The sequence below is a fragment of the Escherichia sp. E2586 genome (genome assembly GCF_005781105.1).
Taxonomy (GTDB): domain Bacteria; phylum Pseudomonadota; class Gammaproteobacteria; order Enterobacterales; family Enterobacteriaceae; genus Escherichia.
This window is the reverse complement of record NZ_VATN01000010.1, coordinates 57,090-82,970: the sequence shown is the minus strand read 5'-3', so window position 1 is coordinate 82,970 and position 25,881 is coordinate 57,090. Positions and strand designations below refer to the sequence as shown.

Here is a 25,881-nt window from a genome sequence, read left to right as displayed (position 1 = left end):
TTATCCTCGTAAGGTCGCGGTTAACCCTTTCTGGCAGGCATACTGCTGGGCAAAGTCGAGCAGTTCTGGCGCATCAAGCGGTTTTTCCGGGGCGTCATAGGGCAGATTAAGTAAGTGATATTTGTTGATGCCCAGCGTGTGGTAGGGCAAGAAATGGATTTCGTTAACGTGCAGTTCACTGGCGGCAAAATCGGTAATGGCTTTCACAGAGGTTTCATCGGCATTAAAGCCCTGAATCAGCGGCACGCGAATAATGATTTTTTTGCCCGCCGCCGCGAGTTTTTTCAGATTATCCAGCACTCTGGCGGCGCTGCCGTCAGTCCACTGTTTAAACGGCGCGTCGGCAACGTGTTTTAAATCGGCAAGAAACAGATCGATATAGGGCAGAGAAGGGGCGATATATTTCCACGGCACATGCAGACAGGTTTCTACCGCAGTATGAATACCGGCCTCGTGGCTGGCTTGCAGCAGCGCCGTCGCCATTTCCGGCTGCATAAACGGCTCACCACCGGAAAGCGTTAAACCGCCGCCGCTGCGATCGTAAAATGGTTTATCGCGCAGAACGGTCGCCATGATCTCCTCAACGCTTTTCGCTTCACCGCACACGGTTAATGCCTGAGTCGGACAGCAGTCGGTCAGCGCCGTCAGATGTTCAGGCGTTAACTTTTCCCTGTGAATGAGTAAACCATTCAGCGCGCGCTCAATCACTTCCGGAGCGGTTTTTGAGCATAGTTCGCAGCCTTCCAGACACAGTCGTGCGTCATACAGCAGATCTTGCGTGCGGGCGCGGCTTTCCGGGTTCTGACACCAGCGGCAGCCCAGCGAGCACCCCTTAAGGAAAACTACCGTGCGGATACCGGGACCGTCGTGGGTCGAATAGCGCTGAATGTTGAAAATCATAAATGCCCCTCTTTTTCGTTCAAACATTAAAATACTTTCGAATGAAAGTTAGATTGATGTGCATCAACTGTTCAGATAGTTTTTTCGTGATAGTCTGATTTCATACAAAAGTAGATTTAGAGGATGACTATGGAACTGTATCTGGATACTTCAGACGTCGCCGCAGTGAAGACGCTGGCTCGTGTTTTTCCGTTGGCGGGTGTGACCACTAATCCAAGTATTGTGGCGGCAGGTAAGAAGCCTCTGGAAGTTTTACTTCCTGAGTTACATGAGGCGATGGGCGGACAGGGGCGTTTGTTTGCCCAGGTCATGTCTACTACTGCTGAAGGTATGGTGAACGATGCGCGTAAACTGCGTTCTATTATTGCGGATATCGTGGTTAAAGTACCTGTGACTGCAGAGGGGCTGGCAGCGATTAAGCTATTAAAAGCGGAAGGTATTCCGACGCTGGGTACGGCGGTGTATGGGGCAGCGCAAGGGCTGCTGTCGGCGCTGGCGGGTGCGGAGTATGTTGCGCCTTACGTCAACCGAATTGATGCCCAGGGCGGGAGTGGTATTCAGACGGTGACTGACTTACACCAGTTACTGAAAATGCACGCGCCACAGGCGAAAGTGCTGGCAGCCAGTTTCAAAACCCCGCGTCAGGCGCTGGACTGCTTACTGGCAGGATGCGAATCAATCACACTGCCGCTGGATGTCGCGCAACAGATGATTAGCTATCCGGCAGTTGATGCCGCTGTGGCGAAGTTTGAGCAGGACTGGCAGGGGGCGTTTGGCAGAACGTCGATTTAACCGGACTTTCTGCATCCTCATAAATTGCTGATGACGTGGCGGAGTGCACTGATGCCTGCCGCGTCTTATCAGACCTGGAAATCTGCGCCCGAACCGTAGGCCAGATAAGGCGTTCACGCCGCATCTGGCGCCTGGAGCAAATGCCTGATGCGACGCTTGCCGCATCTTATCAGGCCCGGAGCTGGCAATTAATGCCCGCACACCTCACACCCCGGATTACGCATCAGTTTCATTTCGCGAAACTGACAAGTCATCGCATCGTACATCACGATTTTCCCGCTGGCAGGTTTGCCATAACCTGCCAGCAGTTTGATCGCTTCCATTGCCTGCAATGAACCAATCACCCCAATCAACGGTGCCATTACGCCCGCTTCCACGCAGGTTAACGCGTTCTCGCCAAACAAACGGCTAAGGCAGCGATAGCACGGCTCACCGTCCTGATAAGTAAAGACCGTGATTTGCCCTTCCATACGAATTGCCGCGCCGGAAACCAGCGGCACCTTCGCGGCAAAACAGCCCGCGTTCAGTTGATTACGTACCGCAACGTTATCCGTACAGTCGAGCACCAGATTGTGTTCAGCAATCAACGCAGCCAGTTCAGCGTCATCAAGCAACGCGTTTATCGGCGTAATCGCGATATGTGGATTGATCCGCGCCAGTGCGTCACGGGCTGATTCTACCTTCGGTTGCCCGACTGTGGCATCACTGTGCAGCGTCTGGCGCTGTAAATTTGAGAGCGAAACCGTGTCGAAGTCGAGCAGCGTCAGGTTGCCGACACCGGCGCTTGCCAGATACTGCGAGGCTGCGCAGCCGAGGCCGCCCAGGCCAACTACCAGCACGCGGGAATCTTTCAATGCTTCCTGACCGTCAAAATCAAAACCACGCAGGATGATTTGCCGATTGTAGCGCAGCATCTCCTGATCGCTGAGTTCCGCCATTACAGGCCTCCGAACAACGCATTAAATGGCTCGACTTCCACCCATTCGCCCGCTTCAACATTGCCGCGATCGCGCTCCAGCACGATAAAGCAGTTGCCGAGGCTAAAGGAGCTAAATATATGTGAACCCTGATGCCCGGTGGTCGTGACTTCCAGTTCGCCGTCGGCGTTGCGTTGCAGCACGCCGCGCTGGAAATCAAGACGTCCAGGGGATTTCTTGAGACGAGATGCCGTGCGTACGCGCTGGCGCGCGGGCAGGCCACTGGCGGTATTGCCGCTTAATTTGGCCAGCAAAGGTTGTACTAATTGATAGAAGGTCAGCGTCGCAGAAACTGGATTGCCCGGCAGGCCGCAGAACCAGCTATTCGCGAGTTTACCAAACGCGAACGGTTTGCCCGGTTTAATCGCCAGTTTCCAGAACGCAATTTCGCCCAGTTCTTCGAGAATGGTTTTGGTGTAATCCGCTTCACCAACCGAAACACCACCGGAACTGATCACCACATCCGCCTGGCTGTCGGCTTCAATAAATGCGGCGCGCAGGGCATGTGGATCGTCGCGAATAATCCCTAAGTTGATTACTTCACAACCCAGCTGTTCTAACATCAAATGCACCGCGAGGCGGTTGGTATCGTAAATTTGCCCATCGCCCAGAGGCTGACCGGGTAACTGCAACTCATCACCCGTGGAAAATAGCGCCACTCGCACTTTACGAATCACCGGAGCTTCGGCAATCCCTAGCGAAGCAATCACTGGCAGTTCAGCGGTAGTCAGGCGAGTACCTGCCGGAAAAACAACCGCGCCCGCAGAGATATCTTCACCGCGACGGCGAATATTTTGCCCGCTATGCACTTCAGCGGTAAAACGTACGCCATTGTCCGTTAGTTCAGTCTGTTCCTGCATGACCACTGCTTCGCAGCCTTCCGGTACTGGTGCGCCAGTCATAATGCGGATGCAGGTGCCAGCGGGCCACTCGCCATGATAAGGCTGACCGGCAAACGACTTCCCGGCAACGGGCAGCGGTTGCCCGGAGGTGATATCGGCCAAACGTACCGCGTAACCGTCCATTGCGGAGTTATCAAACCCTGGGACATCCAGCGGCGAAACCACATCGCTCGCCAGAATACGGCCAAAACACTGTACCAGTGGTAGCGTTTCCTGGGCGGTCAGTGGGGTAACGCGAGAAAGCATCTCATTAAGCGCGGTGTCGAGCGACATCAATCCGGTGGTAAATTCCATGAAAACACTCCTGCGGAGGCAAAATCGAATTTGCCTATTATGTCAGAAAAACGCCACAGACTGTATGCCACCTCGGTCGTAGAGCAGACACTCGCCTTTACATGCCATATACATCTTTCTATATTCAAAAATTGAATGAGTAATTCATAAAAATTCTGATATTTATAGCAAAAGTGGCGAGCCACCCTTAATGGACGAAGACTATGGGCAAAGCAGTCATTGCAATCCACGGCGGCGCAGGCGCAATTAGCCGCGCACAGATGAGTCTGCAACAGGAATTACGCTACATTGAGGCGCTGTCTGCCATTGTTGAAACCGGACAGCAAATGCTCGAAGCGGGCGAAAGCGCGCTGGATGTGGTGACAGAAGCGGTGCGCCTGCTGGAAGAGTGTCCGCTCTTTAACGCCGGAATTGGCGCCGTCTTTACGCGTGATGAAACGCATGAACTGGACGCCTGCGTGATGGATGGCAACACACTGAAAGCGGGGGCGGTGGCGGGCATTTGCCATCTGCGCAACCCAATTCTTGCCGCTCGTCTGGTGATGGAGCAAAGCCCGCATGTGATGATGATTGGTGAGGGGGCGGAAAACTTTGCTTTTTCTCATGGCATGGAGCGCGTCTCGCCGGAGATTTTCTCCACGCCTTTGCGTTATGAACAACTGATGGCGGCGCGTGAGTGTGGGGAAGCCGTCCTCGATCATAGCGGCGCTCCGCTGGATGAAAAACAAAAAATGGGTACGGTGGGGGCCGTGGCGTTGGATTTAGACGGCAATTTGGCGGCCGCTACGTCCACGGGCGGAATGACCAATAAATTACCCGGACGAGTGGGCGATAGTCCTTTAGTGGGTGCCGGATGCTACGCCAATAACGCCAGTGTGGCGGTTTCTTGTACTGGTACGGGCGAAGTCTTCATCCGCTCGCTGGCGGCGTATGACATCGGCGCGTTAATGGATTATGGCGGTCTAAGCCTCGCGGAAGCCTGCGAGCGGGTGGTGATGGAAAAACTCCCAGCGCTTGGCGGCAGCGGTGGCTTAATCGCTATCGACCACGAAGGTAACGTCGCACTACCGTTTAACACCGAAGGAATGTATCGCGCCTGGGGCTATGCAGGCGATACACCAACCACTGGTATCTACCGCGAAAAAGGGGACACCGTTGCCACACAGTGATGAACTTGATGCCGGTGATGTCCTGGCGGTCGATAATCTCAACATTGCCTTTATGCAGGACCAGCAGAAAGTGGCTGCGGTGCGCAATCTTTCTTTTCGGCTGCGACGCGGCGAGACGCTGGCCATTGTCGGGGAATCAGGTTCCGGTAAATCTGTCACAGCACTGGCATTGATGCGTCTATTGGAACAATCAGGCGGTCTGGTGCAGTGCGATAAAATGCTGTTGCGGCGACGCAGTCGTGAAGTGATTGAGCTTAACGAGCAGAGTGCCAGGCAAATACAACATGTGCGCGGCGCAGATATCGCGATGATTTTTCAGGAGCCGATGACCTCGCTGAATCCGGTATTTACTGTGGGTGAGCAGATCGCCGAGTCTATCCGTTTGCATCAAAACGCCAGTCGTGAACAGGCGATGGTAGAGGCGAAGCGGATGCTGGATCAGGTTCGCATCCCGGAAGCCCAAACCATTCTTTCCCGTTATCCGCATCAACTCTCCGGCGGGATGCGCCAGCGAGTGATGATTGCAATGGCGCTGTCATGTCGCCCGGCGGTGCTGATTGCGGATGAACCGACCACCGCACTGGATGTCACCATTCAGGCGCAGATCCTGCAATTAATCAAAGTATTGCAAAAAGAGATGTCGATGGGCGTCATCTTTATTACTCACGACATGGGCGTGGTGGCGGAGATAGCCGATCGGGTGCTGGTGATGTATCAGGGCGAAGCGGTCGAAACGGGCAGCGTCGAACAGATTTTTCATGCGCCACAGCATCCTTATACCCGCGCGCTGTTGGCTGCCGTGCCGCGGTTGGGGGCGATGAAAGGGGAAGATTATCCTCGCCGTTTCCCGCTGATATCACTTGAACATCCGGCTAAACAGGAACGACCTGTCGAGCAGAAAACGGTGGTTGATGGCGACCCTGTTTTACAGGTGCGTAATCTGGTGACCCGTTTCCCTTTACGTAGTGGCTTACTGAATCGCGTTACGCGAGAAGTGCATGCGGTTGAGAAGGTCAGTTTTGATCTCTGGCCTGGCGAAACGTTGTCGCTGGTGGGAGAGTCCGGGAGTGGCAAATCAACCACCGGTAGGGCGTTGCTGCGCCTGGTTGAATCCCAGGGCGGCGAAATCATCTTCAAAGGGCAGCGAATCGATACCCTTTCACTTGGCAAACTTCAGGCATTGCGTCGCGACATCCAGTTTATTTTTCAGGACCCTTACGCCTCGCTGGACCCGCGCCAGACGGTTGGCGATTCGATTATGGAACCGCTGCGCGTACACGGTTTATTGCAAGGTGAAGAAGCTGCTGCACGCGTTGCGTGGTTGCTGGAACGCGTTGGCCTGTTACCTGAACATGCGTGGCGTTACCCGCATGAGTTTTCCGGCGGTCAGCGTCAGCGCATCTGCATTGCTCGCGCGTTGGCATTGAATCCAAAAGTGATCATTGCCGATGAAGCCGTCTCGGCGCTGGATGTTTCTATCCGTGGGCAAATCATCAACTTGTTGCTGGATCTCCAGCGCGAGTTTGGCATCGCCTTTCTGTTTATCTCCCACGATATGGCCGTTGTAGAGCGGATTAGTCATCGTGTGGCGGTGATGTATCTTGGGCAAATCGTTGAAATTGGTCCACGGCGTGCGGTCTTTGAAAATCCGCAGCACCCTTATACACGTAAATTACTGGCGGCAGTTCCGGTCGCTGAACCGTCCCGACTACGACCGCAGCGCGTGCTGCTGTCGGATGATCTTCCCAGCAATATTCATCTGCGTGGCGAAGAAGTTGCCGCCGTCTCGTTGCAATGCGTCGGGCCAGGGCATTACGTCGCACAACCACAATCAGAGTACGCATTTTTGCGTAGATAACATTCAGGCGGAGAATAAAATGGCAAGAGCTGTACACCGTAGTGGGTTAGTGGCGCTGGGCATTGCCGCAGCGTTGATGGCACCTTGTGCATTCGCTGCCAAAGATGTGGTTGTGGCAGTGGGATCGAACTTCACTACGCTCGATCCGTATGACGCGAATGACACGTTATCTCAGGCCGTAGCGAAATCTTTTTATCAGGGACTGTTCGGTCTGGATAAAGAGATGAAACTGAAAAACGTGCTGGCGGAGAGTTATACCGTTTCCGATGACGGCCTCACTTACACCGTGAAATTGCGCGGAGGGATTAAGTTCCAGGACGGCACCGACTTTAACGCCGCAGCCGTCAAAGCGAATCTGGACCGAGCCAGCGATCCGGCAAATCATCTAAAACGCTATAACCTGTACAAAAATATTGCCAAAACTGAAGCGGTCGATCCGACAACGGTGAAGATTACGCTCAGGCAACCGTTCTCCGCGTTTATTAACATCCTCGCTCACCCGGCGACCGCGATGATTTCACCGGCGGCGCTGGAAAAATATGGCAAGGAGATTGGTTTTCACCCGGTCGGAACCGGACCGTATGAACTGGATACCTGGAACCAGACCGATTTTGTGAAGGTTAAAAAATTTGCGGGTTACTGGCAGCCAGGCTTGCCCAAACTGGACAGCATCACCTGGCGTCCGGTGGCGGACAACAATACCCGCGCGGCAATGCTGCAAACCGGTGAAGCGCAGTTTGCTTTCCCTATCCCTTATGAACAAGCTGCGCTACTGGACAAGAACAAAAATATCGAGCTGATGGCCAGCCCGTCGATTATGCAGCGTTATATCAGTATGAACGTGACGCAGAAACCATTCGATAACCCAAAAGTGCGTGAGGCACTGAATTACGCAATCAACCGTCAGGCACTGGTGAAAGTGGCCTTCGCGGGATATGCAGTTCCTGCCACTGGTGTGGTGCCACCGAGTATTGCCTACGCGCAAAGTTATAAACCGTGGCCTTACGATCCGGCTAAAGCGCGCGAACTATTAAAAGAGGCGGGATATCCCAACGGTTTCAGTACCACGTTGTGGTCATCACATAATCACAGTACCGCGCAGAAAGTGCTGCAATTTACCCAGCAACAACTAGCGCAGGTGGGGATTAAAGCCCAGGTGACGGCGATGGATGCCGGGCAGCGGGCGGCAGAAGTTGAAGGTAAAGGGCAGAAAGAGAGCGGCGTGCGAATGTTCTATACTGGCTGGTCGGCCTCGACCGGTGAAGCTGACTGGGCGCTATCGCCGCTGTTCGCCTCGCAGAACTGGCCACCGACGCTGTTTAATACTGCGTTTTACAGCAATAAGCAGGTGGATGACGAGCTTGCCCAGGCGCTGAAAACCAACGATCCGGCGGAAAAGGCGCGCTTGTATAAGGCGGCGCAGGATACCATCTGGCAAGAGTCGCCGTGGATCCCGCTGGTGGTAGAAAAACTGGTGTCGGCACACAGCAAAAAACTGAGCGGTTTTTGGATTATGCCAGACACTGGCTTTAGCTTTGAAGATGCGGATTTGCAATAAGTAGCGCAGGGAGAGGAATGCTTAATTACGTTATCAAACGCTTGCTGGGGCTGATTCCGACGCTGTTTATTGTCTCGGTGCTGGTGTTTTTGTTTGTCCATATGCTACCCGGCGACCCGGCGCGATTGATTGCCGGTCCAGAAGCCGATGCGCAGGTCATCGAACTGGTGCGTCAGCAACTGGGGCTGGATCAGCCGCTGTATCACCAGTTCTGGCACTATATCAGCAATGCCGTGCAGGGGGATTTTGGTCTGTCGATGGTGTCGCGTCGTCCGGTTGCCGAGGAGATCGCCAGCCGTTTCATGCCTACGCTGTGGTTGACCATTACCAGTATGACATGGGCGGTGCTGTTCGGCATGGCGGCGGGTATTATCGCCGCCGTCTGGCGTAACCGTTGGCCGGATCGATTAAGTATGACCATCGCAGTATCAGGGATTTCATTTCCGGCATTTGCGCTCGGAATACTGCTGATTCAGGTTTTCTCTGTTGAACTGGGCTGGTTGCCTACCGTAGGTGCAGACAGTTGGCAGCATTACATATTACCTTCTCTGACGCTCGGCGCGGCGGTGGCGGCAGTGATGGCGCGTTTTACCCGCGCCTCGTTTGTTGATGTTTTAAGTGAGGATTATATGCGTACCGCGAGGGCAAAAGGGGTAAGCGAAACCTGGGTTGTCCTCAAGCATGGTTTACGCAACGCCATGATCCCTGTGGTCACCATGATGGGATTGCAGTTTGGCTTTTTGCTCGGTGGTTCCATTGTGGTGGAGAAAGTTTTCAACTGGCCCGGACTTGGACGCTTACTCGTTGACTCCGTAGAAATGCGTGATTACCCGGTGATTCAGGCAGAAATTCTGCTCTTCTCGCTGGAGTTTATTCTTATCAACTTAGTGGTGGATGTGCTTTACGCCGCCATTAACCCGGCTATCAGGTACAAGTAAGGATGCGACTATTTAACTGGCGACGTCAGGCGGTGTTAAACGCTATGCCACTGGTAAAACCTGACCAGGTACGTACACCGTGGCATGAGTTCTGGCGACGTTTTCGCCGTCAGCATATGGCGATGGCCGCCGCACTGTTCGTCATTTTGCTGATTGTGGTGGCAATTTTTGCCCGTTGGATCGCCCCCTATGATGCCGAAAATTTTTTCGATTATGACAACCTGAATAACGGACCTTCTTTGCAACACTGGTTTGGTGTCGACTCGCTGGGGCGTGATATTTTCAGCCGTGTCCTGGTCGGCGCGCAAATCTCGCTGGCGGCGGGTGTGTTTGCTGTCTTTATTGGTGCGGCGATCGGTACGCTATTGGGCTTACTGGCGGGATATTACGAAGGCTGGTGGGACCGATTGATTATGCGTATTTGCGATGTGCTGTTTGCCTTCCCGGGTATTTTACTGGCGATTGCTGTTGTTGCGGTGTTAGGAAGCGGTATTGCCAACGTAATTATCGCAGTCGCCATCTTTTCCATTCCGGCTTTTGCCCGTCTGGTGCGCGGCAACACGCTGGTGTTGAAACAGCAAACTTTTATTGAATCGGCGCGCAGTATTGGTGCCAGCGACATGACCATCTTGTTGCGCCATATCTTGCCCGGGACTGTCTCTTCCATTGTCGTCTTTTTCACAATGCGTATTGGCACTTCGATCATCTCGGCTGCCAGCCTTTCATTTCTTGGCCTGGGGGCGCAGCCGCCGACACCAGAATGGGGGGCTATGCTCAATGAAGCGCGAGCGGATATGGTCATCGCGCCGCATGTGGCGGTTTTCCCGGCACTCGCTATCTTCCTTACCGTGCTGGCTTTCAACTTGCTGGGCGATGGTTTACGCGACGCGCTGGACCCGAAAATTAAAGCATAGCCACGGCAGAATATTGCTTAAAAATGTAATGGCGTCATAGGAAATTATTGCTATACGCAAATGTTGTAACTTTCTGCCGATTTTGTAGAATCAGGTAATTGGGTAAATATGCTGTTGTAAAAGTCTATTTATGCAGCAGGGCAGCGTACTGATAGTTATTTTGTTACGTGTATTAACATGCTTAGTTTATACGAAAAGATAAAGATAAGACTGATTATTTTATTTTTGTTGGCTACGCTGTCATTTATTGGTCTTTTTTTCATCATTAACTATCAGTTGGTATCGGAAAGGGCGGTAAAACGTGCCGATAGCCGCTTTGAACTTATTCAAAAAAACGTAGGTTATTTTTTTAAAGATATTGAGCGTTCTGCCTTAACGTTAAAGGACTCGTTGTATTTATTAAAAAACAGTGAAGAAATTAAACGTGCCGTCATTCTGAAAATGGAAATGATGCCATTTCTGGATTCGGTAGGATTGGTACTGGATGATAATAAATATTATCTCTTTTCACGTCGGGCGAATGATAAGATCCTTGTTTACCATCAGGAAAAAGTAAATGGGCCGCTTGTCGATGAGGCAGGACGCGTCATCTTTGCCGACTTTAACCCGTCGCAGCGGCCCTGGTCGGTGGCATCAGACAACTCGGTCAGTAGTTGGAATCCGGCCTACAATTGCTTTGATCGACCAGGGAAAAAGTGTATCTCTTTTACCCTACGAATTAATGGAAAAGACCGTGACTTACTGGCGGTTGACAAAATTCATGTTGACTTAAACTGGCGCTATCTGAATGAATATCTTGATCAAATCAGTTCGACTGATGAAGTGCTGTTTTTGAAACAAGGCCATGAGATCATCGCCAAAAACCAACTCGCCCGTGAAAAACTGATTATTTATAATAGCGAAGGAAATTATAACATTATTGATTCTTTCGACACGGAATATATCGCAAGAACATCAGAGGTTCCAAATAACGCGTTGTTCGAAATATATTTTTATTATCCAACAGGTAATTTATTTAACGCATCAGATAAACTCTTTTATCTACCATTTGTATTTATTATTATCGTACTGCTGTTGGTTTACTTAATGACCACGCGTGTGTTTCGTCGACAATTTTCCGAAATGACAGAACTGGTCAATACGCTGGAGTTTTTGCCCGATTCTACTGAACAAATGCAGGCGCTGAAAATCCGTGAAGGCGATGCGAAAGAGATTATCAGCATCAAAAATTCCATAGCGGAAATGAAAGATGCCGAAATTGAACGTTCGAATAAACTGCTCTCGCTAATCTCCTACGATCAGGAGAGTGGTTTTATCAAAAACATGGCGATTATTGAATCTAATAATAGCCAATATCTGGCCGTCGGGATCATCAAACTGTGCGGACTGGAAGCCGTCGAAGCTGTGTTTGGCGTCGAGGAACGCAATAAAATCGTCAGGAAACTGTGTCAGCGAATTGCCGAGAAATATGCGCAATGCTGCGATATAGTGACATTCAATGCCGATCTCTATTTATTATTGTGCCGGGAAAATGTACAGACGTTTACCCGCAAGATAGCGATGGTAAATGATTTTGACAGCAGCTTTGGTTATCGTAATCTGCGTATACACAAATCTGCCATTTGTGAACCTTTGAAAGGTGAAAATGCCTGGAGTTATGCCGAAAAATTGAAACTGGCGATTTCCAGTATCCGTGACCATATGTTCTCTGAGTTTATTTTCTGTGATGACGCGAAACTCAACGAAATTGAAGAGAATATCTGGATTGCGCGTAATATTCGCCATGCAATGGAAATAGGCGAATTGTTTTTAGTCTATCAACCGATTGTTGATATGAAAACCAGAGACATTATCGGCGCAGAAGCATTATGCCGCTGGATCTCTGCGGAACGAGGAATAATCTCACCGCTGAAGTTTGTTACGATTGCTGAAGATATTGGGTTTATCAATGAGCTTGGCTATCAAATTATTAAAACCGCAATGCGTGAATTCAGGCATTTTAGCCAGCGTGCGACCCTGAAGGACGGTTTCTTACTGCATATTAATGTGTCACCCTGGCAGCTAAACGAACCACACTTTCATGAACATTTTACAACTATCATGAAAGAACATGGTCTGCAGGCGAATAGTATCTGTATTGAGATCACTGAAACAGTGATCGAACGAATTAATGAACATTTTTATCTCAATATTGCACAACTGCGTAAACAAGGGGTAGGGATATCGATTGATGACTTTGGCACAGGGCTGTCAAACCTGAAACGTTTTTATGAAATTAACCCTGACAGCATAAAAGTAGATTCGCAATTTACCGGCGATATTTTCGGCACCGCGGGAAAAATTGTACGCATTATCTTCGACCTGGCACGCTATAACCAGATTCCGGTGATTGCAGAAGGTGTTGAGAGCGAAGATGTTGCGCGTGAATTAATCAAATTAGGCTGTGTTCAGGCCCAAGGGTATCTGTACCAGAAGCCTATGCCATTCTCTGCCTGGGATAAAAGTGGAAAGTTAGTAAAAGAGTAGTTTAGGTATGTCCAGAATCAATAAATTCGTACTTACAGTCAGTCTGCTGATTTTTATTATGATTTCGGCAGTTGCCTGCGGGATCTACACCCAAATGGTGAAAGAACGGGTGTATGGCCTGAAACAGTCCGTTATTGATACTGCTTTTGCGGTGGCGAATATTGCTGAATATCGGCGTAGTGTGGCAATTGATCTCATCAATACGCTAAACCCTACGGAAGAACAATTACTGGTTGGCTTACGCACAGCCTATGCCGATTCGGTTTCTCCTTCTTATTTGTATGATGTTGGACCTTATCTGATTTCCAGTGATGAGTGTATTCAGGTAAAGGAGTACGAGAATAACTATTGTACAAATATCATGCAGGTGGTTAAGTATTTGCATGTTAAGAATACGGGGTTTATCTCTTTTGACGGTAAAACCTTCGTCTATTATCTCTACCCGGTTAGCCATAATCGTAGTCTGATATTTTTGCTTGGGCTGGAGCGCTTTTCTTTACTGTCAAAATCACTGGCAATGGACAGCGATAACCTGATGTTCTCACTTTTTAAGAATGGCAAATCGGTTACTGGTGATGAATATAACGCCAAAAACGCCATCTTCACTGTTTCGGAAGCGATGGAGCACTTCTCCTATTTGCCGACAGGATTGTATGTGTTTGCCTATAAAAAAGACGTTTATTTTCAGGTATGTACGTTGATCATCTTCTTTGCCGCATTGGTGGCGGTTATATCAGGGGCCAGCTGCCTCTATCTGGTACGCAGAGTGATCAATCAGGGCATTGTTGAAAAAGAAGCCATTATTAATAACCATTTTGACCGTGTGCTGGACGGTGGGCTTTTCTTCTCGGCGGCGGATGTCAAAAAACTCTACAGTATGTATAACTCAGCGTTTCTTGACGACCTGACCAAAGCGATGGGCAGAAAATCCTTTGACGAAGACTTAAAAGCCTTGCCGGAAAAAGGCGGATATTTGTGCCTGTTTGACGTCGATAAATTCAAGAACATTAACGACACCTTCGGTCATTTGCTGGGCGATGAAGTGTTGATTAAGGTTGTGAAAATCCTTAAATCACAAATTCCGGTGGATAAAGGCAAAGTCTATCGTTTTGGCGGCGACGAATTTGCGGTGATTTATACAGGTGGAACGCTGGAAGAGTTGCTATCGATATTAAAGGAAATCGTTCATTTCCAGGTGGGAAGCATTAATTTAAGCACCAGTATCGGCGTAGCGCATTCAAATGAATGTACCACCGTTGAACGGCTGAAAATGCTGGCAGATGAGCGACTGTATAAGAGTAAGAAAAACGGCAGGGCGCAGATTAGCTGGCAATAATGTTTATTAGCAGGCCGGGAAAATAAATTTGCCCGGCCTGGCATTAATTAAACTCGACTACCCCACAAATCGTACTCATCGGCATGCTCGACTTTCACACGCAGGATGTCGCCCGGCTTAACCTTGGTTTCACCGTTGAGATAGACCGCGCCGTCGATTTCCGGCGCATCAGCCATACTGCGGCCAATCGCGCCTTCTTCATCCACTTCGTCGATGATCACCAGAATTTCACGGCCAACTTTCTCCTGCAGGCGCTCGGCGGAAATCTGTTGTTGCAGTTGCATGAAGCGATTCCAGCGTTCTTCTTTCACTTCTTCCGGGACCTGGTCCGGCAGAGCATTGGCATCTGCGCCTTCAACCGGGCTGTATTTAAAGCAGCCAACGCGATCCAGACGTGCTTCTTTCAGGAAGTCGAGCAGCATCTGGAAATCTTCTTCCGTCTCGCCAGGGAAGCCGACAATAAAGGTTGAACGCAGGGTCAGTTCCGGGCAGATTTCACGCCATTTTTTGATACGTGCCAGTTGGCGATCCACCGAACCTGGGCGCTTCATCAGTTTGAGAATGCGCGGGCTGGCATGCTGCAGCGGAATATCCAGATATGGCAGGATTTTGCCTTCAGCCATCAGCGGGATGACGTCGTCCACGTGCGGATAAGGGTAAACGTAGTGCAGACGTGTCCAGATCCCCAGTTTCGATAACTGTTCGCACAGGCTGACCATGCTGGTTTTTACCGGCTCGCCGTTGTGGAAGCCAGTACGGTGTTTTACATCAACGCCATAGGCGGAAGTATCCTGTGAGATCACCAGAATCTCTTTAACGCCCGCATCCACCAGACGTTTCGCTTCGCTTAATACTTCGCCAATCGGGCGGCTCACCAGATCGCCGCGCATTGAAGGAATAATGCAGAAGGTGCAGCGGTGGTTACAACCTTCGGAAATCTTCAGATAGGCATAATGACGTGGGGTCAACTTAACACCCTGTTCCGGCACCAGGCTCAGGAACGGATTGTGTTTCGGTTTTGGCACGTAGTGATGAACGTGCTCCAGAACCTGCTCGTAGCTATGAGGCCCGGTGATTTCCAGCACTTTCGGGTGAACTTCGCGGATCTGATCTTCTTTTGCCCCCAGACAACCAGTCACAATCACCTTGCCGTTTTCATTCAACGCTTCGCCAATGGCTTCCAGAGATTCTTGCACCGCGCTGTCAATAAAGCCGCAGGTGTTAACGATCACCATATCCGCGTCGTCATAGCTCGGTACTACGTCATAACCTTCAGTACGCAGTTCGGTCAGAATGCGCTCTGAATCGACGAGGTTTTTCGGACAGCCGAGGGAAACAAAGCCGATTTTCGGCTGGGGAGTTACTTTGCTCATAGCTTAAAAAATATTCAGTTACAGGAAAGGTCAGGGCAGGGATTCTACAGAGTTCTGGATAAAATTTGTATCGTAATCTGGTCAACAGGCGAGGAAAACGCCCCAAATATCGGGGCGCAAATGATTGTCATGCTACTGGGTTTTCAGTTAGCGCCTCCGCAGGCTGGCTGCTGGATTTGTCCCGCAGCGTAAAGACCGAAATAAGTGTGAAGCAACCGGCAATCGCCCCCAAGATTAGATAGGTTTCAGCAAAGCCAATGGTGTCATACAGATAGCCGGCAATGGGTGAATAGATTGCCGTGGCGATGGATGCCACAAAAAGCACCAGCAGGTATACCGTCGAAGAGAGTTTATGATCAAAGTTAGCCGCGATAAATTTAAACACAGACACCAGGATCAGTGGTTTTTCGATGGCGTGCATCATTTTAACGGCCGCAATCCACACTGGCCCCAGTTGGATAGCAGAACCGGCAATGCGTAGCGACATAATGGTTCCGGCAATCACTAATGCCCATTTGGCGCCAGTGCGGTTAACAAACCACGGCATCAGACAGAGAAATAAGGTTTCTCCACAGACCTGGACAGAAGCCAGAATCCCGTACCAGCGATTGCCTTCTTCTGGCGTCGGGAATTGCAGCGAAAAATATTGTGCGAATTGTTGATCGTAGGTGTCATAAATTTGCGTTACGAACAGAGTGAACATCAATAAAAACCAGAACTGACTATTTTTCGCCAGTTCAAGCGCATGGATAGCTTTCAACGAATTGGTTTTTTCAATTTCCGCCTCGGTCAGTTCAATTTTGGTAAACATAAAGCAGATTGCGGCGATCACAATGGCACAGCTTGCCAGCCAGAAAGAGAGATTAGGGCTGGTATCAATGTATTTACCCACAATCCACGCGGCAGCGGCCCATCCCAGAGAGCCCCACATTCTTACGCGACCATATTCAAAATGATAACGGCGCGAAACTTTATCTATCCAGGAATCCAGAACGCCACAGCCAGAATTAAAAATGATCCCCAGGTAAACGCCACCCAAAACAGCGCCCAGCCAGAAGTTATGAACCAGAAGCGGGGCATACACATAAATAAAGAATGGGCCTACGGGAAGTAATAATGCGACGAGGAGCCAGATGAGTTGTTTCTTAAGACCAAATTTATCGGAGATGAAACCGAAGAACGGCTGCATTAATAACGCAATGAAAGCATTAACGGAATAAAGCAATCCTGTGCGTGTGGCGGTAATTTCCAGATGCTGTGTCGTCCATATGACAAAAAATGCCATCGTTGCCGACCAGGCGAAGAGGTACAGAAAATCGAAAATACTGAGCAAAATATAATTACGTTTACCGGGCAATAACATAGCCATATCCTCAATCACTGGCGTTGGGTCATTTACCGTTGGCACAGGCATTAGCTGTGCTTACTGGTTATTGTTTTGGTATGCATCTCCGGAAATGTCATACGTTAACAATTTCATTTTTACTCTGACCCTGACCGCGATGATTAGGCAATGTGTTAAATGAATGTTTGAGATTTACATCACAATTATTGCTGATAATAAAAAAGATTTAGCGAAACAGATCACTAAATCTTTTTATGAGAACGTATTACTTTTATGCCTTTCGTGTTAGCTCATCTGCCAGTGTGCGAAGGTGTTCAGCAATATTCATCAGATCAGTCTGTGGTGAGTGCAGGGGACCAGCAGAGTTACGCACGACCAGGCGACTGGGAAGGATGGTTGAAGAGCGGAGCATCGCGTGTTCATCGTCCGGCTGTAAAATTTGTTGAACGGCAATTTTCCCTTGTAAATCAAAGTCGATTGCGACCGTCGTTAGCGAAGGTTCAAAAAATGCACTCTCATAGGTGTCGTCATAGCCTATGACAGAAATATCTTGCGGGATTTTACGTTTTTGTTGATGTAAGGCGCTTAATGCCCCCAATGCCATCTGATCATTGGCGATCAGAAGAGCGGTTACCTGTGGTGTTTCACGTAGCATTTGTAACGTCGCCAGATAGCCGCTTTGAGCGTCCCAACTACCATAATGAATGGCCAGCGGCGTCAGTTGGAGTGAAGCGAGGGTGTCGCGCCAGGTATTGAGTCGTAGCCGCGCTGGTACTGAATTTTCAGGGCCAGAGATCAAGCAAAATTGACGATGCCCCAAATCGTAAAGATGTTTCACGCTGGCGCGTGCACCTTCTGCGGGATTAAAAGTGACGTTAAATACCGGGCTATAAGGGTCCACGTCGAGAAACAGACACAATACATCGCTGTTTTCAGCAACCAGTGTTTCAGCCAATGCCGTTTCCAGCGGTGCGTTGATAATAATCTTTGTTACCCGTTGTGCTTTTAATTCATTAATTGCAGCCTGAATACCTTTAATATCAACATCGTCAATCATGGATATCAGCACCTGATATCCCTGTTCTCCGGCATATTTTTTCACTGCTGCCGCAATTTGCGAGGGGGCATGCAGGGCAAGTGAAGTTGTAACCAGCCCGACCGTTTTGCTCTCTTTCCCTACCAACTGTTGAGCTACGCGATTTGGAACGTACTTAAGTTCGGCAATGGCTTGTTCAATTTTTTGACGTGTTTTAGCAGACACGTTCGCTGAATTGTTAAGCACCCGCGACACTGTCTGATAAGAAACATTGGCATGACGAGCAACATCGGCAAGGGTTGCAGCTTTGGTTTTCATATTCGCCCCGGCTAAAAGATTTGTCACAGTATACCGCAGTGAATGTCATACGTATCACGCTCACCTGTCTCAGTGCCGGTAAGCTGAACCGACGAGCCTGTTTGAAGGGAAAAACGCGTACTTGATCACATTCCTGCCAGACATTCCTTGCATAACGAAGCAATAAATTACTAGATGACATTATTGTGAACGAATAACATTTTTTGTCTGTTTAAAACAATTCAGGAGTCAGCATGGACAAGTACCCACCGATCATCCCCAGAGCCCCATGGTTACTTCATGGCGCTGATTACAATCCGGAGCAATGGTTACATGTCCCTGGGATTCTGGAAAAAGATATCGCTATGATGCAACAGGCTGGTTGTAACACCATGTCGGTGGGCATTTTTAGCTGGTCAATCCTGGAACCCACAGAGGGTGAGTATCGCTTTGACTGGCTGGATGAGGTGCTGGATAAACTTCATGCTGGTGGGATCTCTGTCTTCCTCGCAACACCAAGCGGAGCCAAACCCGCCTGGCTTGCTGCTCGTTATCCAGAGGTTCTGAGAGTTAGCGCCTCACGCGAGAAAATGCTTCACGGTGGTCGCCATAATCACTGCCTTTCTTCGCCAGTGTATAAAGATAAAGTGACGCAAATTAACCGTAAGCTGGCGCAGCGATACGCCAATCATCCGGCGGTTCTGGGATGGCATATCAGTAATGAGTATGGCGGAGAGTGTCATTGTAATGGATGCCAACAGGCGTTTCGCCGTTGGTTGCAGGCGCGTTACACTACTCTTGAGGCGCTTAATCAGGCATGGTGGACTGGCTTCTGGAGTCATACATACAGTGACTGGTCACAAATTGAATCTCCTTCCCCAATAGGTGAAATGTCCAACCACGGTTTGAATCTTGATTGGCGGCGCTTTGTCACATCGCAGGTAAAAGAGTTCTATCAAATGGAAATCGCGCCGTTAAAAGCAGAACGCCCCGATTTACCTGCGACGACCAATTTTATGTGGTATTTCAATGACTACAACTACTGGGCATTAGCCGAAGTGGTTGATTTTGTGAGTTGGGATAGCTACCCCATGTGGCACAAACAGGAAGATGAACGCGCCGTAGCCTGTAAAACCGCGATGTATCACGACCTGATGCGTACCTTGAAAAATAAACCGTTTATTCTGATGGAATCCACGCCCAGCCAGACAAGCTGGCAGCCAACCAGCAAATTGAAAAAGCCGGGAATGAATATTCTTTCTTCCTTACAGGCCGTCGCTCACGGCGCAGACGGCGTGCACTATTTTCAGTGGCGTAAGAGTCGTGGTGCCGTGGAGAAGTTTCATGGTGCGGTGGTTGATCACGTCGGTCATCTGGAGACGCGTACCGGGCGCGAAGTCATACAACTGGGGCAACGGCTGGCTCATCTTAAACAATTGGTTGGGACGAAAACGCAGGCCAAAGTTGCCATTATTTTCGACTGGGAAAACCGCTGGGCGGTCAATGATGCTGCCGGGCCGCGCAATTGCGGGATCCACTACGAACAAACGGTAGTGGAGCATTACCGACCTTTCTGGGAGCAGGGCGTGGCGGTCGATATTATCAATGCTGATTGTGATCTTACGGGTTATCAGTTAGTTATCGCTCCAATGCTCTATATGGTTCGCGATGGATTTGCTGCGCGTGCTCGTGCCTATGTCGAAGCTGGTGGCAATTTTGTTACCACTTACTGGTCCGGGATTGTCAATGAAACCGATTTATGTCACCTGGGTGGGTTCCCTGGCCCGTTGCGTGACCTGATGGGCGTATGGGCTGAAGAGATTGATAGTCTTAATGATTATCAGCATAACGAAGTTATCTGCGAGCCGAATGCGTATGGACTGCAGGGGCAATGGCAGGCACGGGAATTATGTGCGGTTATTCACGCCGAAGGTGCTCAGGTTCTGGCGCGCTATGGTGAGGATTTTTATGCGGGTACACCTGCGTTAACGGTAAATCACGTCGGACAAGGTCGTGCTTTCTATGTGGCTTCGCGTAATGATGCGTCATTTCATCAAGCGTTTGCCGCGATGTTGATCAACACACTTCATCTCCCAAAAGCACTTGCTACTGAACTTCCTGCTGGTGTTATTGCAACGCGTCGGACAGACGGCGAGCAGGAATGGGTTTTTGTACAAAATTACACTGCTCATGTACAAAATGTTGTGCTTCCTGGAGCGTGGCGAGTGGCGGAAACGGGCAAGGCTTGTTCACAAGAATTAGAACTGGCGCCGTGGGGATGTGAGGTACTGGAAAGAGAAATAATGTAAATTCTTATTAATAAGATGTGAAGTATTGATCCTTGACAGCATTTTGCTCAAAAAATGGCCATACTATTTAATTGCAATAAGGCTGGAAAGAGGAGGATCGAAGTATGTTCGTTGACAGACAGCGAAGCGACCTGCTGAACCGGTTGAAAGACGCACAAGTTGACCTCGCTGCATACGTGCATCTGAGGAAGGCCAAAGGATACATGTCCGTCAGCGAAAGCAATCATCTACGAGATAACTTTTTTAAACTGCATCGCGAATTGCACGATAAATCGCTGCGGTTGAATCTTCATCTGGATCAGGAAGAGTGGGGTGCTCTTCATCACGCTGAAGAAGCATTAGCAACAGCCGCAGTATGTTTGATGAGCGGGCATCATGATTGCCCGACTGTTATTACCGTCAACGCCGATAAGCTTGAAAATTGTCTGATGAGCTTAACGCTGAGTATCCAGAGCCTGCAGAAGCACGCCATGCTTGAGAAGGCCTGAAAACTAAGGGGGAGAATGCATCTCCCCCTTCATGTTTAAGTTTATGTAAAAATGCATTTGTTGCGCTTTTGACTGACTACGCTTTAAGCCAGAGTCAATCCGGAGGCGTTATGCATCGACAATCTCTTTTCCTTGTGACCCTTTTCTGTGTTTCTTCCGCTCTCTGGGCGGCGCCTGCAACGGTAAATGTCGAAGTATTGCAAGACAAACTCGACCATCCCTGGGCGCTGGCCTTTTTACCCGATAATCACGGTATGTTAATCACGCTGCGTGGTGGCGAGTTACGCCACTGGCAAGAAGGAAAAGGATTATCTGCGCCGCTGGCTGGTGTGCCGGAAGTCTGGGCGCACGGGCAAGGAGGCTTGTTGGATGTAGCTTTAGCGCCTGATTTTGCCCAGTCTCGCCGCATCTGGTTAAGTTATTCAGAACAGGGAGATGATGACAAAGCCGGTACTGCCGTAGGTTATGGCCGTTTGAGCGATGATCTGACAAAAATAACGGATTTCCGCACCGTTTTTCGTCAGATGCCTAAGCTTTCTACCGGTAACCATTTTGGTGGGCGGTTGGTGTTTGACGGCAAAGGTTATTTGTTTATTGGTCTGGGGGAAAACAATCAGCGCCCGACGGCGCAGGATCTGGATAAATTACAGGGCAAACTGGTGCGTCTGACCGACAAGGGCGAGATCCCGGATGATAATCCTTTTGCAAAGGAATCCGGTGCGCGCGCTGAGATCTGGTCTTACGGCATTCGTAATCCGCAAGGGATGGCGATGAATCCGTGGAGCAATGCGCTGTGGCTGAATGAGCATGGTCCGCGCGGTGGTGATGAAATTAATATCCCAGAAAAAGGCAAAAATTACGGCTGGCCGCTGGCATCCTGGGGCATCAATTACTCGGGACTTAAAATACCGGAAGCGAAAGGGGGAATCGTTGCCGGTACCGAACAACCGATTTTCTACTGGAAAGATTCGCCCGCCGTGAGCGGTATGGCCTTCTATAACAGCGACAAATTCCCCCAGTGGCAGCAAAAATTATTTATTGGCGCGTTAAAAGACAAAGATGTCATCGTGATGAGCGTCAAAGGCAATCAGGTAACGGAAGATGGCCGCATATTAACGGACAGAGGGCAGCGAATTCGTGATGTTCGCACTGGGCCCGACGGTTATTTGTACGTATTGACCGACGAGTCCAATGGCGAATTACTGAAAGTAAGTCCACGTAATAATTAGCTAACGGGGATCATCACCACTTTACGCACTGCGGGGCGTTCAGTGAGCTGTTGATACCAGCGCTCCAGATTTGGACGCGGTGTCCAGGTCAGACCGACGTTAAACAAATTGTAGATAAACGGTGCAATAGCGATATCACCCACGCCAAATTTATCACCAGAGAACCATTTCACTTTTGCCAGTTCCGCATCAAGAAGGGCAAACAGAGCGTCGCATTCCTTGCAACTGGCATCAATGGCGGCCTGGTCGCGCTCTTCAGGCGGTGTTCTGACCAATCCCATCAGGATCCCGCGATGGGCATTACTGAGCGTCTGGTTTGCCCAGTCCATCCATTTTTCCGCTTCTGCACGACGTGCTGGCGAGTCGATCCACAAGCGGTTTTGCCCGTACTGTGCTGCCAGGTAGCGGACAATGGCGTTCGATTCCCAGAGAATTAAATCACTTTCGTCGTCGCGCAACAGCGGCACCAGCCCGTTGGGATTCATCGCCAGAAAGTCGGCGTCATGGTTTACTCCAAACTCACGGCCCGCGAGAATTTGCTCATAAGGCAGATCCAGTTCTTCGAGCGTCAGCAACACTTTTTTTACGTTGGTTGAATTATTCCGACCCCACAGCGTAATCATACTCACCCCTTTTTACACAGGCAGCCACAGGCTGAACAGGACTCTGATGGTGGAGTAAAGTTAACTTTTAAGCAACAGTTGGTAAAAAAATGACGCCAGAAGCAGCGAAGCGGCAGGATATTGCATAAACTTTAAAAACTTTACCAACTTACGGTTTCTTTAAGTTTGTGTGTGCGTTATTAATCACCGAACTTATCATACGGCGATATAACGTATTTTTTTTGAATGGATACTCGGGTGGCATTTATGACGCAATACTCCTCTCTCCTTCGTGGTCTTGCAGCGGGTTCTGCATTTTTATTTCTTTTTGCCCCAACGGCATTCGCGGCGGAACAGACCGTTGACGCGCCGAGCGTGGATGCGCGTGCATGGATTTTAATGGATTACGCCAGCGGAAAAGTGCTGGCTGAAGGTAATGCGGATGAGAAACTGGACCCAGCCAGTCTGACCAAAATCATGACCAGCTATGTGGTTGGGCAGGCGCTCAAGGCCGATAAGATTAAACTCACCGATATGGTGACGGTCGGTAAAGATGCCTGGGCGACGGGGAATCCGGCGCTGCGCGGTTCGTCGGTGATGTTCCTCAAACCGGGCGATCAGGTTTCAGTGGCCGATTTAAACAAAGGCGTGATTATTCAGTCCGGTAATGACGCCTGTATTGCGCTGGCAGATTACGTCGCGGGCAGTCAGGAGTCATTTATTGGCTTGATGAATGGTTATGCTAAAAAATTGGGCCTGACCAACACCACCTTCCAGACGGTGCACGGCCTTGACGCTCCGGGGCAGTTCAGTACCGCACGCGATATGGCCTTGCTGGGCAAAGCGTTAATCCACGATGTACCGGAAGAGTACGCCATTCATAAAGAGAAGGAATTTACCTTCAACAAGATTCGCCAGCCTAACCGTAACCGTCTGCTGTGGAGTAGTAATGTCAATGTCGATGGTATGAAGACCGGTACTACGGCAGGTGCCGGTTACAACCTGGTGGCCTCCGCGACCCAGGGCGACATGCGTTTGATCTCTGTGGTACTGGGAGCGAAAACCGATCGTATCCGTTTTAATGAGTCCGAAAAGTTGCTCACCTGGGGCTTCCGTTTCTTTGAAACCGTGACACCAATTAAACCTGATGCCACCTTTGTGACCCAGCGAGTCTGGTTTGGCGATAAGAGTGAAGTGAATCTCGGTGCTGGCGAAGGCGGATCGGTGACTATTCCGCGTGGACAACTGAAAAACCTGAAAGCCAGTTATACATTAACCGAACCGCAGCTCACCGCACCGCTGAAAAAAGGCCAGGTCGTCGGAACCATTGATTTCCAGCTTAACGGTAAATCTATTGAACAGCGTCCGCTGATCGTAATGGAGAATGTGGAAGAGGGGGGATTCTTTGGTCGGATGTGGGATTTCGTGATGATGAAATTCCATCAGTGGTTTGGTAGCTGGTTCTCTTAATCTTTAGATGACCGGATGGCGCGTTGACGTCATCCGGCGATGCTTAATTAATACATTAACTTAATACGCTGCGTTTGCGCGTACTTCACATACTCATCTTCCGGACAACGATCGCTTACTACGATATCAAAGCGTTTCAGGTCGCCCATGCGTGCCGGACGTACCTTACCAAACTTACTGTGGTCGACAACCAGCACATGCTTTTGCGCCATCGACATAGCCCAGTGTTTTACCGGCAACTCTTCAAGATTAAAACAGGTTGCGCCTTTTTTGATATGTACACCCGCAGCGGAATAAAAAGCGATATCCGGACAAAAATTATTCAGCGTTTGTTGAAAATCGATAGGTTTGAAGATGGCGTTGCTGGCGTGAAATTCTCCACCACTAAGAAACGCCCGGCAATGTGGTTTCTCTTGCAGCGCCAGAAAGGTATTTAGTGAATAACAAACGGCGGTGAAAGGGATTTCATTATCAATCGCTTCAATAATCCAGGGCGTAGTGGTGCCGCAGTCAAAAAAGAGGGTCTGACCGGGTTCTACCAACGTCGCGGCCAGTTTCGCAGCGCGGCGTTTTTCTTCCACCAGACGGGATTTTTGGTCGCTTAGCAGGTAATGGCTGGCGCTGCGTGGTTCGAGAACGATATAGCCGCCGAGTAATACGACGGGGGCGCTGTTGGTATTCAGGTCGCGACGAATCGTCATCTCTGAAACCCCAAGTAGGGCGGCGGCGTCCTTCAGATGTAACTTATCGCTGCGTTTTAATTCCTGGAGTAATTGCCCGATGCGCTCTTCGCGACGTGTTTCCATATTCCCTCTGAATAGTTATTGAAGCGAGCCGCCTGATATTACACGTTTTATCCGAAATCAGCCACGTACCCAGCCTTTACGGATCGGTAAGGCGAAACAGAAGCGATACCACGATTGCAGCCGCTGGTAGAGCATCGCCCCCGCAGCTTGCCAGATAATCTGCGCGCTAAGGCAACCAATCATTCCCGCCAACAACCCACCAAGCATATCCAGTGGCCAGTGGACGCCAAGGTAGACCCGCGACCAGGCAATAATTACGGCCAGCACCATGAGAAGCGATCCGGACCACAAACGATGCCAGATTAAAAATGCCAGAGCGAAGGTGAAGATCACCGTGCCGTGATCGCTCGGGAAAGAGTCATCCGCCGTATGGTGCAGGAAGTTATAGCCGATATTCTCGACAAACGGGCGGTCATGTGGAAATAAATGACCCATCCACCAGGAAACAAACAGACTTACAGCCAGTGCGATCGCTATTTTTATCACTATCTGCCGTTGCGCCGTACGTCCCCACAGCCAAAGTACCCCGGCCAGTAGCGGCACCACAGTAATCAAATCTTTGGCAATAAAAATCGCCAACGAGATCATCCACGGAGAAGAATCTGGCGTGGCATTAATTAGAGAGAATAATGAGTAATTGAGATTTTCCAGCATAACTTCCAGACTCATAAGGTGTTTAATGGGGAGCCGTCAGGCAAGGCTGTGAGAATAAGGTGCATGTTAAACAGGGTAAAGCGGCATCGTCTTATTTCTCATAAGCGG

Annotated in this window: 21 protein-coding genes; 12 read left to right on the top strand and 9 right to left on the bottom strand. The window is 49.8% G+C overall.

All coding sequences use genetic code 11. The annotated features are described in order from the left end of the window. Positions 1-900 carry a glycyl-radical enzyme activating protein gene (locus tag FEK50_RS12740; protein WP_131162155.1) on the bottom strand — a complete coding sequence of 300 codons (900 nt, stop codon included), beginning with the start codon at positions 898-900 and terminating at the stop codon, positions 1-3. A 129-nt stretch (positions 901-1,029) separates the two neighbouring features. Here FEK50_RS12740 and fsa point away from each other — a divergent pair, with 129 nt between their 5' ends. Then, positions 1,030-1,692 (top strand): fructose-6-phosphate aldolase, encoded by a 663-nt coding sequence (gene fsa, locus FEK50_RS12735; RefSeq protein ID WP_130214784.1) that lies wholly within the window; start codon positions 1,030-1,032, stop codon positions 1,690-1,692. 188 nt (positions 1,693-1,880) lie between these two features. Here fsa and moeB read toward each other — a convergent pair whose 3' ends face one another. Further along, complete coding sequence (moeB, locus tag FEK50_RS12730) at positions 1,881-2,630, bottom strand: molybdopterin-synthase adenylyltransferase MoeB (protein WP_130205161.1); 750 nt, start codon at positions 2,628-2,630, stop codon at positions 1,881-1,883. After that, positions 2,630-3,865: a molybdopterin molybdotransferase MoeA gene (gene moeA / locus FEK50_RS12725; protein WP_130205163.1), complete on the bottom strand. Its 1,236-nt coding sequence runs from the start codon at positions 3,863-3,865 to the stop codon at positions 2,630-2,632. Before moeA ends, moeB begins: the two co-directional genes overlap by 1 nt. 203 nt (positions 3,866-4,068) lie before the next feature. Between moeA and iaaA the strand changes: the two genes are divergently transcribed. The 7 genes from iaaA to FEK50_RS12690 all read left to right on the top strand — a co-directional run bounded on the left by iaaA (position 4,069) and on the right by FEK50_RS12690 (position 14,164). Beyond that, positions 4,069-5,034 carry a beta-aspartyl-peptidase gene (gene iaaA / locus FEK50_RS12720; RefSeq protein ID WP_131162156.1) on the top strand — a complete coding sequence of 322 codons (966 nt, stop codon included), beginning with the start codon at positions 4,069-4,071 and terminating at the stop codon, positions 5,032-5,034. After that, a complete protein-coding gene (gene gsiA / locus FEK50_RS12715; protein ID WP_131162176.1) occupies positions 5,021-6,892 on the top strand; it encodes a glutathione ABC transporter ATP-binding protein GsiA in 1,872 nt (623 codons plus the stop codon). The genes iaaA and gsiA overlap by 14 nt, the downstream gene beginning before the upstream one ends. 19 nt (positions 6,893-6,911) lie before the next feature. Then, positions 6,912-8,450 carry a glutathione ABC transporter substrate-binding protein GsiB gene (gene gsiB / locus FEK50_RS12710; RefSeq protein ID WP_131162157.1) on the top strand — a complete coding sequence of 513 codons (1,539 nt, stop codon included), beginning with the start codon at positions 6,912-6,914 and terminating at the stop codon, positions 8,448-8,450. A 17-nt stretch (positions 8,451-8,467) separates the two neighbouring features. Then, on the top strand, positions 8,468-9,388 hold the full coding sequence (gene gsiC, locus FEK50_RS12705) for a glutathione ABC transporter permease GsiC (protein WP_130205169.1): 921 nt from the start codon (positions 8,468-8,470) through the stop codon (positions 9,386-9,388). A gap of 2 nt (positions 9,389-9,390) precedes the next feature. Beyond that, positions 9,391-10,302, top strand: coding sequence for a glutathione ABC transporter permease GsiD (gene gsiD, locus FEK50_RS12700; protein ID WP_130205171.1), 912 nt, complete (start codon positions 9,391-9,393; stop codon positions 10,300-10,302). A 177-nt stretch (positions 10,303-10,479) separates the two neighbouring features. Further along, positions 10,480-12,828, top strand: a complete 2,349-nt coding sequence (locus FEK50_RS12695) for an EAL domain-containing protein (RefSeq protein WP_131162158.1) — start codon at positions 10,480-10,482, stop codon at positions 12,826-12,828. A 7-nt stretch (positions 12,829-12,835) separates the two neighbouring features. Beyond that, positions 12,836-14,164, top strand: a complete 1,329-nt coding sequence (locus FEK50_RS12690; RefSeq protein ID WP_130205173.1) for a GGDEF domain-containing protein — start codon at positions 12,836-12,838, stop codon at positions 14,162-14,164. A gap of 47 nt (positions 14,165-14,211) precedes the next feature. On the opposite strand, the gene rimO is transcribed toward FEK50_RS12690, so the two are convergent. The 3 genes from rimO to FEK50_RS12675 all read right to left on the bottom strand — a co-directional run bounded on the left by rimO (position 14,212) and on the right by FEK50_RS12675 (position 18,236). Further along, positions 14,212-15,537, bottom strand: coding sequence for a 30S ribosomal protein S12 methylthiotransferase RimO (rimO, locus tag FEK50_RS12685; protein ID WP_130205175.1), 1,326 nt, complete (start codon positions 15,535-15,537; stop codon positions 14,212-14,214). 127 nt (positions 15,538-15,664) lie between these two features. Next, the gene (locus FEK50_RS12680) at positions 15,665-16,900 is read right to left on the bottom strand and encodes an oligosaccharide MFS transporter (RefSeq protein WP_130259824.1); all 1,236 of its coding nucleotides are present in this window, start codon (positions 16,898-16,900) and stop codon (positions 15,665-15,667) included. 253 nt (positions 16,901-17,153) lie between these two features. Beyond that, a complete protein-coding gene (locus FEK50_RS12675) occupies positions 17,154-18,236 on the bottom strand; it encodes a LacI family DNA-binding transcriptional regulator (RefSeq protein ID WP_131162159.1) in 1,083 nt (360 codons plus the stop codon). Between the two features lie 233 nt (positions 18,237-18,469). On the opposite strand from FEK50_RS12675, the gene FEK50_RS12670 reads away from it, so the two are divergent. The 3 genes from FEK50_RS12670 (at position 18,470) to FEK50_RS12660 (ending at position 22,241) form a co-directional block, all read left to right on the top strand. Beyond that, on the top strand, positions 18,470-20,524 hold the full coding sequence (locus FEK50_RS12670) for a beta-galactosidase (protein ID WP_131162160.1): 2,055 nt from the start codon (positions 18,470-18,472) through the stop codon (positions 20,522-20,524). Positions 20,525-20,628: 104 nt separating this feature from the next. Beyond that, complete coding sequence (bssR, locus tag FEK50_RS12665) at positions 20,629-21,012, top strand: biofilm formation regulator BssR (protein ID WP_131162161.1); 384 nt, start codon at positions 20,629-20,631, stop codon at positions 21,010-21,012. A 110-nt stretch (positions 21,013-21,122) separates the two neighbouring features. Further along, entirely contained in the window at positions 21,123-22,241 is a 1,119-nt protein-coding gene (locus FEK50_RS12660) for a PQQ-dependent sugar dehydrogenase (RefSeq protein WP_131162162.1), read from the top strand. Here FEK50_RS12660 and gstB read toward each other — a convergent pair. Next, on the bottom strand, positions 22,238-22,864 hold the full coding sequence (gene gstB, locus FEK50_RS12655) for a glutathione S-transferase GstB (protein WP_130222154.1): 627 nt from the start codon (positions 22,862-22,864) through the stop codon (positions 22,238-22,240). The two genes, FEK50_RS12660 and gstB, sit on opposite strands and share 4 nt — an antisense overlap. A 246-nt stretch (positions 22,865-23,110) precedes the next feature. Between gstB and dacC the strand changes: the two genes are divergently transcribed. Then, complete coding sequence (dacC, locus tag FEK50_RS12650; protein WP_130214756.1) at positions 23,111-24,313, top strand: serine-type D-Ala-D-Ala carboxypeptidase; 1,203 nt, start codon at positions 23,111-23,113, stop codon at positions 24,311-24,313. A gap of 47 nt (positions 24,314-24,360) precedes the next feature. On the opposite strand, the gene deoR is transcribed toward dacC, so the two are convergent. Both deoR and ybjG read right to left on the bottom strand, forming a co-directional pair. Beyond that, on the bottom strand, positions 24,361-25,119 hold the full coding sequence (gene deoR / locus FEK50_RS12645) for a DNA-binding transcriptional repressor DeoR (RefSeq protein ID WP_131162163.1): 759 nt from the start codon (positions 25,117-25,119) through the stop codon (positions 24,361-24,363). A 57-nt stretch (positions 25,120-25,176) separates the two neighbouring features. Then, positions 25,177-25,773 (bottom strand): undecaprenyl-diphosphate phosphatase, encoded by a 597-nt coding sequence (ybjG, locus tag FEK50_RS12640; protein ID WP_131162177.1) that lies wholly within the window; start codon positions 25,771-25,773, stop codon positions 25,177-25,179. Between the last annotated feature and the right edge of the window lie 108 nt (positions 25,774-25,881).